The organism is Amycolatopsis sp. 505 (assembly GCF_031625235.1).
GTDB lineage: Bacteria > Actinomycetota > Actinomycetes > Mycobacteriales > Pseudonocardiaceae > Amycolatopsis.
Map to the genome: position 1 here is coordinate 155,855 of NZ_JACKQP010000009.1, position 16,362 is coordinate 172,216.

Annotated in this window: 19 protein-coding genes; 1 reads left to right on the plus strand and 18 read right to left on the minus strand. The window is 71.5% G+C overall.

Going from position 1 to position 16,362, the window contains the following annotated elements:
• The first annotated feature begins 601 nt into the window (after positions 1-601).
• A complete protein-coding gene (locus tag H5965_RS31570; RefSeq protein WP_310974757.1) occupies positions 602-1,078 on the plus strand; it encodes a M23 family metallopeptidase in 477 nt (158 codons plus the stop codon).
• Here the strand turns inward: H5965_RS31570 and H5965_RS31575 are convergent, their stop codons facing one another.
• The 18 genes from H5965_RS31575 to ffh all read right to left on the minus strand — a co-directional run bounded on the left by H5965_RS31575 (position 1,079) and on the right by ffh (position 16,212).
• Positions 1,079-1,927, minus strand: coding sequence for a FliA/WhiG family RNA polymerase sigma factor (locus tag H5965_RS31575; protein WP_086845360.1), 849 nt, complete (start codon positions 1,925-1,927; stop codon positions 1,079-1,081). It lies immediately after the preceding gene.
• A 109-nt stretch (positions 1,928-2,036) separates the two neighbouring features.
• Positions 2,037-3,017, minus strand: coding sequence for a tyrosine recombinase XerC (locus H5965_RS31580; RefSeq protein ID WP_310974435.1), 981 nt, complete (start codon positions 3,015-3,017; stop codon positions 2,037-2,039).
• A 103-nt stretch (positions 3,018-3,120) separates the two neighbouring features.
• Positions 3,121-4,263, minus strand: coding sequence for a DNA-processing protein DprA (dprA, locus tag H5965_RS31585; protein ID WP_310974436.1), 1,143 nt, complete (start codon positions 4,261-4,263; stop codon positions 3,121-3,123).
• Entirely contained in the window at positions 4,260-4,937 is a 678-nt protein-coding gene (locus H5965_RS31590) for a hypothetical protein (protein ID WP_310974437.1), read from the minus strand. Before H5965_RS31590 ends, dprA begins: the two co-directional genes overlap by 4 nt.
• Positions 4,934-6,445, minus strand: coding sequence for a YifB family Mg chelatase-like AAA ATPase (locus H5965_RS31595; protein ID WP_310974438.1), 1,512 nt, complete (start codon positions 6,443-6,445; stop codon positions 4,934-4,936). Before H5965_RS31595 ends, H5965_RS31590 begins: the two co-directional genes overlap by 4 nt.
• Complete coding sequence (locus H5965_RS31600; protein WP_310974439.1) at positions 6,445-6,822, minus strand: YraN family protein; 378 nt, start codon at positions 6,820-6,822, stop codon at positions 6,445-6,447. The genes H5965_RS31595 and H5965_RS31600 overlap by 1 nt, the downstream gene beginning before the upstream one ends.
• Before the next feature lie 232 nt (positions 6,823-7,054).
• The gene (locus H5965_RS31605; RefSeq protein ID WP_003096226.1) at positions 7,055-7,378 is read right to left on the minus strand and encodes a DUF2469 domain-containing protein; all 324 of its coding nucleotides are present in this window, start codon (positions 7,376-7,378) and stop codon (positions 7,055-7,057) included.
• Positions 7,375-8,217, minus strand: coding sequence for a ribonuclease HII (locus tag H5965_RS31610; RefSeq protein WP_310974758.1), 843 nt, complete (start codon positions 8,215-8,217; stop codon positions 7,375-7,377). The genes H5965_RS31605 and H5965_RS31610 overlap by 4 nt, the downstream gene beginning before the upstream one ends.
• 83 nt (positions 8,218-8,300) lie before the next feature.
• Positions 8,301-9,239, minus strand: coding sequence for a signal peptidase I (gene lepB, locus H5965_RS31615; RefSeq protein WP_310974440.1), 939 nt, complete (start codon positions 9,237-9,239; stop codon positions 8,301-8,303).
• Between the two features lie 31 nt (positions 9,240-9,270).
• Positions 9,271-9,639, minus strand: a complete 369-nt coding sequence (gene rplS / locus H5965_RS31620) for a 50S ribosomal protein L19 (RefSeq protein WP_072480952.1) — start codon at positions 9,637-9,639, stop codon at positions 9,271-9,273.
• A gap of 133 nt (positions 9,640-9,772) precedes the next feature.
• On the minus strand, positions 9,773-10,552 hold the full coding sequence (gene trmD, locus H5965_RS31625) for a tRNA (guanosine(37)-N1)-methyltransferase TrmD (protein ID WP_310974441.1): 780 nt from the start codon (positions 10,550-10,552) through the stop codon (positions 9,773-9,775).
• Position 10,553: 1 nt separating this feature from the next.
• Complete coding sequence (gene rimM / locus H5965_RS31630) at positions 10,554-11,066, minus strand: ribosome maturation factor RimM (RefSeq protein ID WP_310974442.1); 513 nt, start codon at positions 11,064-11,066, stop codon at positions 10,554-10,556.
• Between the two features lie 22 nt (positions 11,067-11,088).
• Positions 11,089-11,328, minus strand: coding sequence for an RNA-binding protein (locus H5965_RS31635; RefSeq protein ID WP_003103110.1), 240 nt, complete (start codon positions 11,326-11,328; stop codon positions 11,089-11,091).
• Positions 11,325-11,768, minus strand: a complete 444-nt coding sequence (rpsP, locus tag H5965_RS31640) for a 30S ribosomal protein S16 (protein WP_086838910.1) — start codon at positions 11,766-11,768, stop codon at positions 11,325-11,327. The genes H5965_RS31635 and rpsP overlap by 4 nt, the downstream gene beginning before the upstream one ends.
• Before the next feature lie 159 nt (positions 11,769-11,927).
• Positions 11,928-12,731, minus strand: a complete 804-nt coding sequence (locus H5965_RS31645; protein ID WP_310974443.1) for a type II CAAX endopeptidase family protein — start codon at positions 12,729-12,731, stop codon at positions 11,928-11,930.
• 101 nt (positions 12,732-12,832) lie between these two features.
• Entirely contained in the window at positions 12,833-13,558 is a 726-nt protein-coding gene (locus tag H5965_RS31650) for a type II CAAX endopeptidase family protein (protein WP_310974444.1), read from the minus strand.
• Positions 13,559-13,603: 45 nt separating this feature from the next.
• On the minus strand, positions 13,604-14,680 hold the full coding sequence (locus H5965_RS31655) for an amidohydrolase family protein (protein WP_310974445.1): 1,077 nt from the start codon (positions 14,678-14,680) through the stop codon (positions 13,604-13,606).
• On the minus strand, positions 14,677-16,212 hold the full coding sequence (ffh, locus tag H5965_RS31660; RefSeq protein ID WP_310974446.1) for a signal recognition particle protein: 1,536 nt from the start codon (positions 16,210-16,212) through the stop codon (positions 14,677-14,679). Before ffh ends, H5965_RS31655 begins: the two co-directional genes overlap by 4 nt.
• Between the last annotated feature and the right edge of the window lie 150 nt (positions 16,213-16,362).

Here is a 16,362-nt window from a genome sequence, read left to right on the forward strand (position 1 = left end):
GGTGACAGCATCGGCGACGCTGCGGATAGAGGCGGCCGGCGTGGGCCGATCCCGGCCGCAGCGCGCGGTGGCGGCGCCGTGGGCGAGCGGCCTGGCGCCACCCTCAGGCGCCCTGCCCGCCAAGTCGACACCCTCACCGCCGGGCGCCCAGCTCGCCGAGGCGGAATCGCGCACCAGCGGCCTGGCATCACAACCGCCCGACGCCCACCTCACCGCGGCGGCACCACGCACGACCGGCCCGGATCCACTGGCGCCCCATGCCCGACTCACCGCGGCGCGGACGAGCCGCCAGGAACCACGACCGCCTGGCACCCGAATCGCCGCGGCGGCACCCCGGACCAGCCTCATGCCACCACCGCACCCGGGCGGCCGACTGGGCATGGCAGCCGCGGCCAAGCCTGGGACGGGTCGGCTCGCCAGGCCGGCCACGGTCCAGGCGAGCGACCTCACTCCACCTGCAGCAGAACCGGCCGGATGGTCAACCGGAGCGGCACCGCCCGGCGCAGATCGGCCCGCAAGCACCGCGCGCCCCTCTCCAGCGGTGCGCGCAGCTGCCCCTGCGGCCGTGCGGGACCCGGCCGTGCCGTGGGCGATCGCGATCATGGCCGTCCCGCCGCCGTCGGTCGCGACCGGTCGTTCTCTCACCGCGCGACAACCGCGGTTCTCGTGGCCCCTGTCACCCGTTCCGGTGATCACCAAGTACTTCGACGCACCCGAAACGCCCTTCGGTCCAGGACATCGCGGGGTCGACCTGGCCGCCGTACCCGGGCAAGACGTGCTGGCCGCCGACCAAGGCGTCGTCGTCTTCGCCGGCCTGGTGGGCGGGCGGCCCGTGCTGTCCGTCGATCACGACGGCGGCCTGCGCACCACCTACGAGCCCGTCGTGTCGAAAGTGGCCGTGGGTGACCAGGTCTACCGCGGCCAGGTGCTCGGCACCGTCCTCGCCGGGCATCCCGGCTGCGCGGTGGCCGCGTGCCTGCACTGGGGCGTCCGGCGGGGCGAGGAATACATCGATCCCCTCGCGCTGACCGGTGAGGTGGGCGAATACCGGCTCAAGCCGTGGGGAGGTGATCGGTGATCAGCTGCCGGTCTGCTCGACCAGCTTGGCGCGCAGCCGCATGACCGCCCGCGTGTGCAGCTGGCTCACCCGCGACTCCGTGACGCCGAGGACCTTGCCGATCTCGGCGAGGGTCAGGCTCTCGAAGTAATAGAGGCTGACGACGATCTTGTCCCGCTCGGTGAGCTGCGCGATCGCCTGGGCGAGCTGACGGCGGTTGTCCTGGTCGACGAGCACCGCGACCGGGTCGACGGCGTCGTCGTCGGGCAGCGTGTCGACCAGCGAGCCACTGTCCTTGCCGGCGGCTACCAGGTCCTCCAGCGCGACGACGCTGGTGAGCTGCAGCTGGCCGTAGAAGTCGCGCAGGTCGTCGAGGCCGATGCCGAGTTCGGCGGCGAGCTCCGCGTCGGTCGGCGTGCGGTGCAGGCGAGCGCCGAGGCGTTCCATCGCGCGCTCGGCCTCCTTGGCCTTGCTGCGCACGGCACGCGGCACCCAGTCCTGAGAACGGAGGTCGTCGAGGATCGCGCCGCGGATGCGCTGCATCGCATACGTCTCGAAGCGCAGGCCGCGCTCGGGGTCGAACTTCTCGATCGCGTCGACGAGCCCGAAGATGCCCGACTGGACGAGATCGCCGACGTCGATGTGGGTGGGCAGCCCGGTGCCGACCCGGCCGGCGACGTACTTGACGAGCGGGGCGTAGTGCAGCACGAGCCGATCGCGCGACGCCTGGTCCGGGCTGTCGGCGAACTGCTGCCACAGAGCCGCGATCCCGGCGTCGACGTCGTAGCCGGCCCGGGTCTCCGCGGGCGCGGCAGCCTCACCGTGAGTGGTCACTCCGGCGGCTTCGGTCACGTGCGGGCCTGCGGTCATTGCACAGTCGTTCTCGGCATGCGGCTCAGTGTCGTCTCCGTGCTCGTGCGGATGCGCGTGCGCCGCCGGGCCCGCTGGTGACGACCCCGGCGAGCCTCCCCGGACCGCCTCAGGCCCTGGGGTGCGCTCGGTCATGGATCGCTTTCAACCGGTCGACGGTCACATGAGTGTAGAGCTGCGTCGTGGCAAGCGTAGCGTGACCAAGCAGTTCCTGAACGCTCCTGAGATCGGCACCCCCTTCGAGCAGATGTGTCGCGGCGGAATGCCGCAGGCCGTGGGGCCCCATGTCGAGTGCTCCGGGCACCGCCGTGACGGCGTCGTGCACGACGCGCCGCACCGCCCGCGGGTCGACGCGTTTGCCCCGGACACCCAGGAAAAGCGCGGGCTCGGCGCTCTCACCACCGCTTTCGGCGATGATCTTCGGCCGCCCCTCGTCGATCCAGTCCGTGAGCGCCTCCGCTGCCGGAACGCCGAACGGGACGACGCGTTCCTTGCCACCCTTCCCCAGCACCGTCACGACACGACGGGAGAAGTCGGCCCCGCCGACGTCCAGTCCACACAACTCGGACACGCGGATGCCGGTGGCGTAGAGCAGCTCGACGATCGCGCGATCACGCAGGGCGACCGGATCGCGCTGCGCCGCCCCGGCGGCCGACGCCTGCATGACCTCTCCCGCCTGTCCGGCACGCAGCACTCCCGGCAGGGTCCGGTGCGCCCGCGGCGCCGCGAGCCGCCCGCCCGGGTCGGTGGCCAGGACGCCGGTCCGGTGCGCCCAGGCGGTGAACGTCCGGGCCGACGCCGCCCGCCGGGCGAGCGTCGTCCGGCCGGCCCCGCCGGATTGCTGGGCAGCGAGCCACGCGCGCAGCCGCGCAAGGTCCAGCTCCGCGACGTCACCGCCACCGTCCACGACGAACCCCAGCAGTGACACCGCATCGCCGACGTACGCCCGGACAGTGTGCGTGGACAGGCCGCGTTCGAGCCCCAGGTGCCGTTCGTAGGAGGTGACGACGGCTCGAACGGGCTCGGGCAGGGCGGCCCGGAGCGCGCGCAGATCGGGACGGCGGGCCCGGCCGGAGCGTGGTGGCGGCATGGATGTCACGCTGCGCGAACAACCGCCTTCGGTCAAGGATCGCCACGCGGCCCCACCGGACCGGCCGAACGACGTCGACGATTCCGCCCGGATTTCGTCGTCGTCATGCGCTTTCCTTCCGTCGTCGCCAGCCGGACTCCCCGCGGACGGCGAATCCGTCGATCTCCAGCTCGGGAAGCAGCGCCCGCACCCGCCGCAACGGGAGCCCGGATTCGGCCGCGACCTCGGCATCGGACCGGTCGGCGCGCACGACCAGTGCCTCGAAGGCGCGCAATGCCTCCGGCCCCAGCCGGTCAGTGCGCCGTCTCAGCCGGCCCGCGACGGGCTCCTCGGCGATGCCGAAGTGTCCGACGGTCTCGAGGACTTCGTCGACGGTCGAGACCAGCGTCGCTTTGGCGTCGCGGATCAGTTCGTGACAGCCGACGGACATCCCCGACGACACCGGTCCCGGCAACGCCATCACCACCTTCCCGAAGGCGCCGGCGGTGCCGGCAGTGTTGCGGGCCCCGCTGCGCCGCCCCGCCTCGACCACCAAGGTGCCCTCGGTGAGGGCGGCGATGAGCCGGTTGCGGACGAGGAAGCGGTGCCGCGCCGGCGGAGTGCCGGGCGGGTACTCGCTGATCACCGCGCCACCGGAGCGGACGACCCGTTTCAGCATCCCGACGTGCCCGGCCGGATAGCCGGCGTCGACGGCGCATCCCAGCACGGCCGCGGTGATGCCTTCGGCGGCGAGCGCACCGCGGTGCGCTGCCCCGTCGATGCCGTAGGCGGCCCCGGAGAACACGGGCACGTTCCGGCCGGCCAGCCCGTACGCGAATTCGGCGGCGTGGTGTTCGCCGTAGTCGGTCGCGGCGCGAGCACCGACAATGGCCACGGCCCGATCGGCGGCGGTGCCGAGCGCAACGTCGCCGACAACCCACAGGGCCAGTGGCTGCACGGCTTCGGCGACGCCACACTGAGCCGCGACATCGATGGCGTGCAGCGGCCAGGCGGGCCACTCGTCGTCCTCGGGCACGACCAGGCGAGCGCCGGCCTCGGCGGCTCGGGCGAAGTCCTGGCTGACGAGGTCGTAGCCGCTTCGTGCCTCGGTCACCTTGAGCACTTCGTCCGGGCAGTCGCCACGCCGGATACGCGCGGCTGCCGCTATCGGCCCGTGTGCGCTGACGAAGGCGACGACGGCGGGCGCCGGTGGCTCGGCCACCCGCAGCAGGTAGGCACGGGCCTGCCGCAACTCGTCGGCGCTCATGCCGCCACCCGCTCTCGAACTGCCGGCATCGGCACGCGACCTTCGCTGAACGCATTGCCGGACTCGACCGCCTGAAAGGCGGCCAGCCCGCGCTCAACGACGAAAGCCGACCCGGGCACCCGCAGCGGCTCGACTGTCTGGTCCCGGGAAGTCATCAGCTCGCGCCGAGCAACGAGGGCAGCCATGGCGGACGACGGTGGCTCGGGAATCAGCCGCAGGTACGCCCGCGCCCGGCGCGACTCATCGGCCCGCTTGCTTTCGGCCGTTGAAAAAGCCGACAGCAAGCCGGCGGCTGCAATGGCGACCACGGCAGGGGCCAGTGGCCGGGCCACGGGCGGCAGGTACGCCCGCGCCCACCGCAGCTTGTCGGCGCCCAGGCCTCCCCCCGGTCGGAAAGGTGACAGCGGGCGAGCGACGACGAGGGTGGCTGTCAGACGCTCGACCGCTCGTTCCCGACAAGCCACGAGGACGCGCCCCCTGGCGAAGGCGGCCACGGTGAGCGCTCGTGGCTCGGGCACTTGCTTGCCCGCAGGCGATATCCGTGTCTGCTCGTGGTGAGCGGTGGCGCCACCGGGCGCTGATGGCCACTGCTCTCGGAAAGCCGAAAGCACGTGCGCGGCCAGGATGGCAGGTACCGGTGGCTTGGCCGCCTGCAGCAGGTAAGCCCCGCTCATGCCGCCACCCGCTCTCGGAAGGCCAGGGCCGCTCCGACCTGTTCGGCGCCCGGGCGGGGTTCGCCGTCCAGGTCGGCCAGGGTCCAGGCGATTCGCAAGCAACGGTCGGCTCCGCGGCCGCTCAGGGCTCCTCGGTCCATGGCTCGGTCCAGGACCGCCGTGGCGTTCGGCGGCAGGGCGAACTTGCGGCGCAGCGCCGGTCCCGGTACCTCCGAGTTCGACAGCCAGCCGTGTTCGCCCCAGCGTTGGGCTGCTCGCTCGCGGGCCGCGAGAACGCGCTCGCGCACGGCTTCCGATGGCTCCGCCGCGCTGGCGTCGTGCGCGCTGATCGCGCTCAGGGGGCGCAGCCTGACCGTCAGGTCGACGCGGTCGAGGAGCGGGCCGGAAAGCTTGGCGAGGTAGCGGCGGCGGGCGCTTGGCGAGCAGACGCAGTCCGCGTCCTTCGGCGGCGCGCACGCACACGGGTTGGTCGCGAGGACCAGCTGGAACCGCGCGGGGTAGGTGACCGAGCCCTTGACCCGGGAAATGCGCACCTCGCCCTCTTCGAGGACCGTCCGGAGCGATTCGAGGCACTGACCGCCGAACTCGCAGACCTCGTCCAGGAACAGGACGCCGCGGTGGGCCCGGCTGATCGCACCCGGGCAGGCGACTCCGCTGCCGCCGCCGATCAGAGCCGGCACCGAAATCGAATAGTGCGGGGCGACGAACGGGGGAACCGTGACCAGCGGCGAGGACTTCGACAGCGAGCCGTCGACCGAGTGGACCGCGGTGACCTCCAACGACTCCTCCGGTGTCAGGTGCGGGAGGAGGCCCGGCAGCCGCTTCGCCAGCATCGTTTTGCCCACGCCCGGCGGCCCGGTCAGGAGCAGGTGGTGCCCGCCCGCCGCGGCGACCTCCAGTGCCCAGCGGGCCTCCGGCTGGCCGACGACGTCCGCGAGGTCCGGCACTTCCGGCGGAGTCACCGGCCCGGGCGGCTCCGGGTGGGCCAGCTCGGCTTCGCGCTTCAGCCAGGCCACGAAGTCCCGCAGATGGGGCGCGCCCGCGACGTCCATGCCGTCCACGAGCGCCGCCTCGACGAGGGAGTCCGTCGGCACCACGGCTCGCCCGTATCCCGCCTCCCGGGCTGCCAGGAGGCCCGGGAGGATGCCACGGACCGCGCGGATGCGGCCGTCCAGGGCCAGTTCGCCGAGCAGCACCGTGCCGAGCAGCCGGGTGGCCGGGACCGCACCGGACGCCGCGAGCACGGCTGCCGCGATGCCGAGGTCGAAGGCCGACCCCATCTTGGGCAGGTTCGCCGGGGACAGGCCGAGCGTGACCTTGCCGTCGGGCCAGGGCTGCCCGGAATTGCGGACGGCGGACCGGACGCGGTCCTTCGCCTCGCGCAGCCCCGCGTCGGGCAGGCCGACGAGCGTGATCCGGCTCAACCCGCCGCCGAGGTCGGCTTCGATTTCGATCACCCGGCCGTTGATCCCGACAAGACCGGCCGACCACGCCTTGGCGATGGGCATCAGAACGCCGCCTCGATGTGCTGCAGCCGCGGGCGGGTGCCCGGCTCCGCCAGGACGGTGATCACGTCGTAGCGGACGGGGCACCAGCCGAGGCGGAACTCGCGGAGCCAGCGTTGGGCCGCCCGGCGGACGCGGCCGGCCTTCTCCTCCGTGACCGTCTCCGTCGGCAAGCCGAATTCGGTGCCGGAGCGGGTTTTCACCTCGCACACGATGACGCGGGTGCGGTCGGTGAAGACGAGGTCCAGCTCGCCTTCGCGGCAGCGCCAGTTGCGAGCCAGCAGGACGAGGCCGCGTTCCCGGAGGTAGCCGAGGGCGATGTTCTCGCCCCAGGCGCCCAGGTCGCGGCGGTGTCTCGCGAGCTCGTCGGTGCCCGTCATCGTGTTCGCCCCCTCGTCGGTGCGCAGCCGTCACCGGGGCGGTCCCGGTGATCACGGTGCGTGTCTTCGACGATGCCAGCGGGTGGCCGGGGCTCACCAGACCCGGATCGGGCAGCTGTGGACAACCGGGGTGTTGTGGACAACCGGCCCGCACGTCACGCCCTGAGGTCGCAAAAAGAACCGCGCCGGCTCACCCAGCGGGGTGAGCCGGCGCGGTCGGCTCCGAGTGGGACTAGCCCGAGAACGGCCCGTCTTCCGGAAGACGGAGGTCCGGCTTGTCCAGCTCCTCCACGTTGACGTCCTTGAACGTGATGACCCGGACGTGCTTGACGAAGCGGGCCGGGCGGTACATGTCCCAGACCCACGCGTCGGACATGCGGACCTCGAAGTACACCTCGCCGCCGCCGTCGCGGACCTGGACGTCCACCGCGTTCGCCAGGTAGAACCGACGCTCGGTCTCCACCACGTACGAGAACTGGCCGACTATGTCGCGGTACTCGCGGTACAGCGAGAGCTCCATCTCGGTCTCGTACTTCTCGAGATCCTCTGCGCTCATGAAATCCGCGCCCCTCCTCGGGATCGTGCCGCTGCTCCGCCGGCGGAGCGTTCATTGTGACCCACAGCCGCGGCCGGGGCATGCAGCGGCAGGCTGAGTTGTGGTTCCAAAGCTTCGTCGAGGACGGCCGTCAGGCTCGCGCCGTCGCCGTTCTCCATGGCCTTCTCCAGTGCCGCGTACGTCAGCAGGACCGGCCGCGCGGGCCGCAGGCCGTGCTTGACGGCCACCGTGGCCACGTTCGTGTACGACCAGCGGTGGACGTCGCTGGGACCGTGTTCGCGCAGCGCCGCCACGTGGTCGGACGTGCTGTACCCCTTGTGGACGTCGAACCCGTAGTGCGGGAAGTCGTCGTGGTAGCCCGCCATGATGCGGTCTCGCGTCACCTTGGCCAGCACCGACGCGGCCGCGATGCAGGCCACCGAACGGTCACCCTTGATGACCGCCGCGTTCGGGGCCGTCAGGCCCGGGACGCGGAAGCCGTCGGTCAGGATGTACCCCGGATGTACACGCAGGGCCGCCGCGGCGCGGCGCATACCCTCCAGGTTCATCACCCGGATGCCGTAGAGATCGACCTCTTCGGTCGGGATGACGATCACCGAGTAGTCGACGGCCCGGGCGAGGACCAGGTCGTAGACCCGGTCGCGCGCCTTGGCCGTCATCATCTTCGAGTCCGTCAGCTCGGTCAGCTTCGCCGCGTCGCCCTGCTTGAGCACGCAGGCCGCGACCACCAGCGGCCCCGCGCACGCACCGGCGCCGGCTTCGTCCACGCCGGCGACCGGGCCGAGGCCACGGCGGTCGAGTGTGCCCTGCAGACCCCAGAAGAGGTCGCCGCGCACCACGGCTCGCGGCGGCCGGATCGGCTCGGCCGCCGTCAGGGGAACGGGAAGTGTCAAGGCTGGATCACCCGTCTGCCGGCAAGGGGCTAGGGTTTCCGCCCGGCCGCCCGGCGCAGTCCGGACTTGAGCTTGCGACCGAGGAACAAGGCCGGCCACGCCGCCGCGATCCCGGCGCCGAGCGGGAGCCCGCTCTGCCAGGCCGGTGCACCCAAGGCCACCGGCTGCGCCGCTTCCTGCGGGTTGTGGTCGGAGATGCCGCCCCACCGGCTCGGCGGCAGGACGATGATCCGCGCCTTGCCGATGACGTTCTCCACCGGGACCGCGCCGTTCACGCCGCCGCCACCCTGGAACCGGGAGTCGTCGGAGTTGTTGCGGTTGTCGCCCTGGACCCAGAGCATCCCGGCGGGGACCTTGACCGGCTCGAAGGTCTTCTGCTCCTGGACGGCCGGGTCTTCCCAGTGGATGTACGGCTCGTCGAGCGCCTTGCCGTCCACGATCATGCGGCCCTGCGGGTCGCAGCACTGGACGGTCTGGCCGCCGACGGCGATCACCCGCTTGACGAAGTCGCGCTCGTCCGGCGGGGCGAACCCGACCAGCGAGCCGAGACCACGCAGCCCCTGGACGATGATGTTGCCCGACTCCTGCGGCGCGATCTCGTTGTTGATCCAGGCCTGCGGGCCCTTGAACACGATCACGTCACCCGGAGCGGGCTCGGTGAAGTCGTAGGTGACCCGGTCGACGAGGATCCGGTCCCCGGTGCACCCGGGGCACCCGTGCAGGGTGGCCTCCATGGAACCCGAAGGGATCATGAAGACCTTCGCGAGGAATGTCTGGATCAGGATCGTGAGCACCAGGGCGATCACGAGCAGGATCGGCAGTTCCTTCCAGAACGACCGTTTCTTGGCGGGCTTGGCTCGCCGCCGGCGGGATCCCCCGCGCTCCTCGGAGCGGGACAGCCTGGGCTTGTCCTCCTCGGAGCGATCGGGGTCATCCTCGGGAGCGTTCTGGGACACGGGTTCGGCCACGTCGTCAGGCTACCGGTAACGGGGTGGTGACTCAGTTAGCCGACGCCGTCTCGCGGTTCTCGCGACGCTCCTTGATCTTGGCGGCCTTGCCGCGCAGGTCACGGAGGTAGTACAGCTTCGCCCGGCGGACGTCACCGCGCTTGAAGACCTCGATCGAGGCGATGTTCGGCGAGTGCACCGGGAAGGTGCGCTCGACGCCGACCCCGAACGAAACCTTGCGCACGGTGAAGGTCTCCCGGATGCCACCGCCCTGACGGCGGATGACCACGCCCTGGAAGACCTGGTTGCGCTCGCGGTTGCCCTCGATGACGCGGACACTCACCTTGAGCGTGTCGCCCGGGCGGAAGTCCGGGATGTCGGAACGCAGCGACTGCTTGTCCAGCGCGTCCAGGGTGTTCATCGGTGGTCCGTCCTCGTCTTCGGTATGGCTTGCGTACAGATCCCGGGCGCGCAACGGTGCCGCTGCGGGCGACCCGGGGGGCTGATGGCGGGCTCGTGGACGAGGAGGTCCACTCACGCCAACCTGTCAAGTATTACAGACCGGGATCGGGCCGGGAGAACCGGCCCTCGGCCTGCTCGGGGTCCAAGCCCTCGAGGACCCCGCGATCGTGCTTGTCGAGACTACCTTCCGGCAGCGCCGCCAGGAGATCGGGGCGGCGCCGGGCCGTGCGCTCGAGGGCCTGGTCACGCCGCCAGCGGTCGATCAACGCGTGGTTGCCCGACCGCAGCACGTCCGGCACGGCGAGGTCCCGCCACACCTCCGGGCGCGTGTAGCTGGGCCCTTCGAGCAGGCCGTCGGAGAACGAGTCCTCCGCGGCCGAACGCGCGTTGCCGAGCACGCCGGGCAGCAGCCGGACGACGGCCTCGACCATGACCAGCACCGCCGCCTCGCCGCCGACCAGCACGTAGTCGCCGATCGACACCTCGTCGACCGGCATCCGGCGGGCCGCGTCGTCGACGACCCGCTGGTCGATGCCCTCGTACCGGCCGCAGGCGAACACGAGGTGCTTCTCCGACGCGTAGGCGTGGGCCAGCTCCTGCGTGAACGGCCGCCCGGCCGGCGTCGGGACGACGAGCCGCGTCTCGGACGTGCAGACGTCGTCGAGTGCCGGGCCCCAGATCTGCGGCTTCATCACCATGCCGGGGCCGCCGCCGTACGGCGCGTCGTCGACCGCGCGGTGCACGTCGTGCGTCCAGTCGCGCAGGTCGTGCACGCCGACCTCGATGAGGCCGCGGTCGATCGCCCGGCCCAGCAGCGCGGCGCGCAGCGGGTCGAGGTACTCGGGGAAGATCGTGACGACGTCGATCCGCATGTCAGGCGTCCAGGAGCCCTTCCGGCGGGTCGAGCACGACCCGGCCGCCGGCGACGTCCACCGTGGGGACGATCGCGCGGACGAACGGCACCAGCACGTCACGGCCCTCGACGTCGAGCTCCAGGAGCTCCCCCGCCGGCGAGTGGACGACCTCGACGACCTTGCCGACGACCGTGCCGTCGGCGAGCTCGGCCCGCAGGCCGGCCAGCTCGTGGTCGTAGAACTCGTCCGGGTCCGACGTGGGCGGCAGCGTGGCCGTGTCGGCCACCAGCAGCGCGCCCCGCAGCGTCTCGGCGACGTCGCGGGTCAGGACCTCCTCGAAACGCACCAGCAGCCGCCCGCTGTGTTCGCGGGCGGCTGCGATGGTGAGTTCCCTCTTGCTGCCGTCACGCAGCTTCGTCGTGACGGCCGCACCGATCTTGAACCGCTCTTCCGGCGAGTCCGTGCGCACGTCCACCGCGAGTTCCCCGCGGATGCCGTGCGCCTTCGCGATGCGGCCGACTACGACGTCCATCCTGACCGTTTTCCGTGAAGGCTCAGCGGTCGGTGTCGACGACGTCCACGCGGACGCCGCGGCCACCGATGCCGCCCATGACGGTGCGCAGGGCGGTCGCCGTGCGACCACCCCGGCCGATCACCTTGCCGAGGTCGTCGGGGTGCACGTGCACCTCGAGCGTGCGGCCACGGCGCGTGGTCAGCAGCTCGACCCGGACCTCGTCCGGGTTGTCGACGATCCCGCGCACCAGGTGCTCGAGGGAGTCCGCGAGGAAACTCACTCGGACTTCTCGCCCTCAGCGGCCTCCGCCTTCTCGGCCTCGGCCTTCTTCGGGGTGGACTTCTTCTTCGGCGTGGTGGCCTCGGTGGAGGGCTCCTCGCCGGCCGCGGCCAGCGCCGCGTTGAACAGGTCCTGCTTGGACGGCTTCGGCTCGGCCACCTTCAGGGTGCCCTCGGCGCCCGGCAGGCCCTTGAACTTCTGCCAGTCACCGGTGATCTCCAGCAGGCGCTGGACCGGCTCGGTCGGCTGCGCGCCGACACCCAGCCAGTACTGGGCGCGCTCGGAGACGACCTCGATCAGGCTCGGCTCTTCCTTCGGGTGGTACTTGCCGATCGTCTCGATGGCCTTGCCGTCCCGGCGGGTGCGCGCGTCGGCGACGATGATGCGGTAGTACGGCGCACGGATCTTGCCGAGGCGCTGCAGCTTGATCTTGACGGCCACGGGTGTGGGTTCTCCTCGAATCTCTCTGGTGCTGGGCTGGGCGCACGCGGGCCGAGTGGGGACACGGACGCGGGCACCCGAAGGTCAGGAGCTTTCGCACGGTGAGAGGGTCCGGCGGAAGCAGGCAGTGACCCATTCTGCCAGACGGCACCCGCGCACCTAGAAAGAGGCCACCCCGAGGGCCCCGAGCAGGATGGTCAGCGCCGGGAGGAAGTTGTTCACCTGGTGCGCGACGATGCTGCCCGGCAGCCGGCCGGTGACCAGCCGCACCAGGCCGATCGGCACCGCGATGACCAGCAGCAACGTCGTCCGCAGGGGCTCGAGGTGACTGGCCGCGAAGACCGCCGTCGACAGCAGGAAGGCCGCGACCCGGCCCCAGCGCTCGCTGCGCCACTGCAGCTGTTCCGCGGCACCCCAGAGCAGGCCGCGGTAGATGATCTCCTCGCAGATCGGGCCGAGCAGCCAGAGGTAGACGAACATCACCAGGGCCGCGGAGATCGACATCCGGCGGTCTTCGACCAGCGCGCTGATCGCCGAAGTCGCGTTCGCGTCGCCGACGAGCTGCGTCCACAGGTAGGCGGCGAGGGTGGTGAAGACGAGCCCGACGCAGCCGTAGCGCAACCCGGTCTTCACGTCGGCCCAGCGCCACTCGAGCCGCAGGTCGGACACGGGCCCGTTGCCGCGGACGAAGGTGATCAGCACCGCGACGCCGGCCGCGATCATCGTCGGCAGCATGGTGCCGAGCAGCACGACGCGCATCGGCAGCGGGCCGGGACCGGTGTCGCCGACGAGGACGGACACGAAGGCCGCCGAGGCCAGCAGCACGGCCTCGACGAGCAGGAAGGCGCCGAAGCCCCACCGGTGCCGCGGCGCCGGCGGCAGGAAGGCGGTCGCGGCGGGCTCCTCGGGCTCGGGGAACGGCGTGGCGTCGGCAGCCGGGTCCCGGGGCTGGGAAGTGGTCACGCCTTGCCCTCCGCGTCGGTCGGCTCCAGAGGTCGAGCCTAGCCGCCGCGATGTGATCTCACAGTATCCGTCCAGCTACTGTCCATCGAACTTCGCAACGGTCAGTGCGCGACGAACAGGAGCACCGCGGGCGGCAGGTTGTTGGCCGCGTGGGCGATCACCCCGGCGCTGACCCGGCCGGACAGGTGCCGGGCCAGTCCCATCGCGATGCCCTGGCCGAACAGGGCGATGGTGCGGGTCGGCTCGCCGTGCAGCTGGGCGAACACGAGCGAGGTGAGCACGAGCACCACCCACGGCGGGATCCGGTGGACCGACAGCGCGTTCCACAACGTGCCGCGGACCAGCAGTTCTTCGGTGATCGGCGCGCCGGCGATGACGATCACCGCCGCGAGCACCAGCCACACCGTGTCGCCGTCGAAGGTGTCGGCGAGGTCGGTCAGCGGGCTGTCGGAGACGTCGTCGGCGCCGTAGACCGCGATCAGCATCAGGTTGAGCAGGTAGCCGACGACCAGCGCGAGCACCCCGCAGGCGAGGCCGATCCGGACGTCGCGCCAGGTCGGCTTGAGGCCGAAGTCGGCGCGCAGCCCCTGTCCCCACCGCCACGAGCCCACCGCCGGGCCGAGGCCGAGCAGGAGGTTCGGCACGAAGGCCAGGAGCAGGAGTGGGCCGATGTCGTGCAGCTCGAGAGGGTCGAACTCGCCGACGTTGCGGTTGACCGCCGCGGCGATGATCAGGTTGGCCAGGTAGTAACCGGCGATGCCCGCGAAGAACGCCACGAAACACCAGTGCGCTCCCAGCACGCGCCGTGCGCCGTCGTCGTCCGTCACGTCTCCCACGCTAAAGTGCCGACCCCGCAACGGAATCAGCGGGGTCTACGCGTGGACGACGCCGCCGAGCACGATGTGCAACGGATGCCGGAGGACACCCAGGTCTTCGCGCGGATCGCTCGGGTAGACAAGCAGGTCGGCGGGGGCGCCGTCGGCGATGCCGGGGTGGCCGAGCCAGTCGCGGGCGGCCCAAGACGCGCTCGCGAGGGCCTGCTCGCGGGTCATGCCGGCGCGGTGGAGCGCCTCGATCTCGTCGACGAGCCTGCCGTGCTCGACCATGCCACCGGCGTCGCTGCCCGCGAAGACGCGTACGCCGGCTTCGATGGCCGAAGCGACCATCTCGCCCACGCCGACGTGCAGCGCGCGCATGTGCGCGGCGTACGTCGGGTACTTGCCCGCCTTGTCCGCGATGCCCGGGAAGTTCTCGATGTTGATCAGCGTCGGGACCAGGGCGACGTCGTGCCGTGCCAGCTCGGCCAGCTGGTCGGCGCTCAGCCCGGTGCCGTGCTCGAGGCAGTCGATGCCGGACGCGATCAGCCCCGGCAACGCCGCTTCGCCGAACACGTGCGCGGTGACGCGGGCGCCGTTCTCGTGCGCCACCTTGACGGCTTCGGCCAGGACGTCGTCCGGCCACAGCGGCGCGAGGTCGCCCACGCCGCGGTCGATCCAGTCGCCGACGAGTTTCACCCACCCGTCGCCGTCGCGAGCTTGCTCGGCGACCGCGTCCGGCAGCTGCGACGGGTCCTCCAGCTCGATGCCGAGGCCGGGGATATAGCGCTTGACCAGGGCGAGGTGCCGACCGGCACGGATGATCGTGGGCAGGTCGGCGCGTTGCTGCAGCGGCCGGACGTCGATGGGCAGGCCGCAGTCGCGGATGAGCAGCGTCCCGGCGTTGCGGTCGGTGATCGCCTGCTCGGCCGCCTCTTCGAGCGACACGGGCCCGCCGACGCCGATGCCGGGGTGGCAATGCGCGTCGACCAGGCCGGGCACGAGGAAGACGTCCCGGCCCAGGGTCTCGGCGTCCGGCACCGGCTCGAACGAGATCCGGCCGCCGGTGATCCACAGCTCCCCCGGCTCGCCGCCGGGCAGGATCACCCCGGCGGCGTGCAGCGCGGTGCTCAATTGTCCTTGGGGTTCTTCGGCAGCTTGAACTTCGACGGGTCGAAGCCCGGGACGTCGTTCATGCCGCCGAGCTGCGACAGGTCGGGCATCCCGCCCGGCATGCCGCCACCCGGGGGCAGCATCGGCATGCCGCCGGGGAAGCCGCCGCGGACCTTGGGGGGCGTGGGCCCGCGGCCCTTCTTGCCCTTCTTGCCCTTGCGGGACTTCGAGCCGCCCCCGCCGCCGAAGCCGAACCGGCCGGCCATCTGGGCCATCATCTTGCGGGCCTCGAAGAACCGGTTGACCAGGTCGTTGACCTCGCGAACGGTGACGCCGGAGCCGTTGGCGATGCGCAGCCGCCGGGACCCGTTGATCATCTTCGGGTCTTCGCGCTCGGCCGGGGTCATGCCACGGATGATCGCCTGCAGCTTGTCCAGGTGCTTGTCGTCGACCTGGGCCAGCTGGTCCTTCATCTGGCCGGCGCCCGGGAGCATGCCGAGCAGGTTGCCGATCGGGCCCATCTTGCGGACCGCGAGCATCTGCTCGAGGAAGTCCTCCAGGGTGAGCTGGCCGCTGGAGAGCTTCTCCGCGGCCTTCTCGGCCTGCTTCTGGTCGAAGGCCTGCTCGGCCTGCTCGATGAGGGTGAGCACGTCACCCATGCCGAGGATCCGCGACGCCATCCGGTCCGGGTGGAAGGTGTCGAAGTCCTCGAGCTTCTCGCCGTTGGAGGCGAAGAGGATCGGCTGGCCGGTGACCTCGCGGACGGACAGCGCGGCACCACCGCGCGCGTCGCCGTCGAGCTTCGTGAGCACGACACCGGTGAAGCCGACGCCGTCGCGGAACGCCTCGGCCGTGGTCACGGCGTCCTGGCCGATCATCGCGTCGACGACGAACAGGACCTCGTCCGGCTCGACCGCGTCGCGGATGTCCGCGGCCTGCTTCATCAGCTCTTCGTCGACACCCAGGCGGCCCGCGGTGTCCACCACGACGACGTCGTGCTGCGCGTGCTTGGCCTCGGCGATGGCGCGGCGGGCGACGTCGACCGGGTCACCGACGCCGTTGCCGGGCTCGGGCGCGAAGGTGACGACGCCGGCGCGCTCGCCGACGACCTGCAGCTGCGTGACGGCGTTCGGGCGCTGGAGGTCGCAGGCGACCAGCATCGGCGCGTGGCCCTGCTTCTTCAGCCACATCGCGAGCTTGCCGGCGAGCGTCGTCTTACCGGCACCCTGCAGACCGGCGAGCATGATCACGGTCGGCGGGGTCTTGGCCAGGTTCAGCCGGCGCGTCTCGCCGCCGAGGATCCCGACGAGCTCCTCGTTGACGATCTTGACGACCTGCTGTGCGGGGTTGAGCGCCTGGGAGACCTCGGCGCCCTTCGCCCGCTCCTTGATCCTCGCGATGAAGGTCTTGACCACGCCGAGGGCGACGTCGGCCTCCAGCAGCGCGATGCGGATCTCGCGCGCGGTGGCGTCGATGTCGGCGTCGGACAGCCTGCCCTTGCGCGTGAGCGTCTGCAGGGCGGCGGTGAGCCGATCGGAGAGGGTGTCGAACACGGGTGTGCACGCTCCAGCTGGGTCGATGGTGGCGCGCCGGACGCGGCCGGCTCTGTCGAGGGTAGTCGCTCCCGCTCCTTCTCTTCGCGGGTGTGCGCGCGTTCGTACGCATACGTTAAACAGTGTGCGGGTCCACTTTCGTGTGACTTC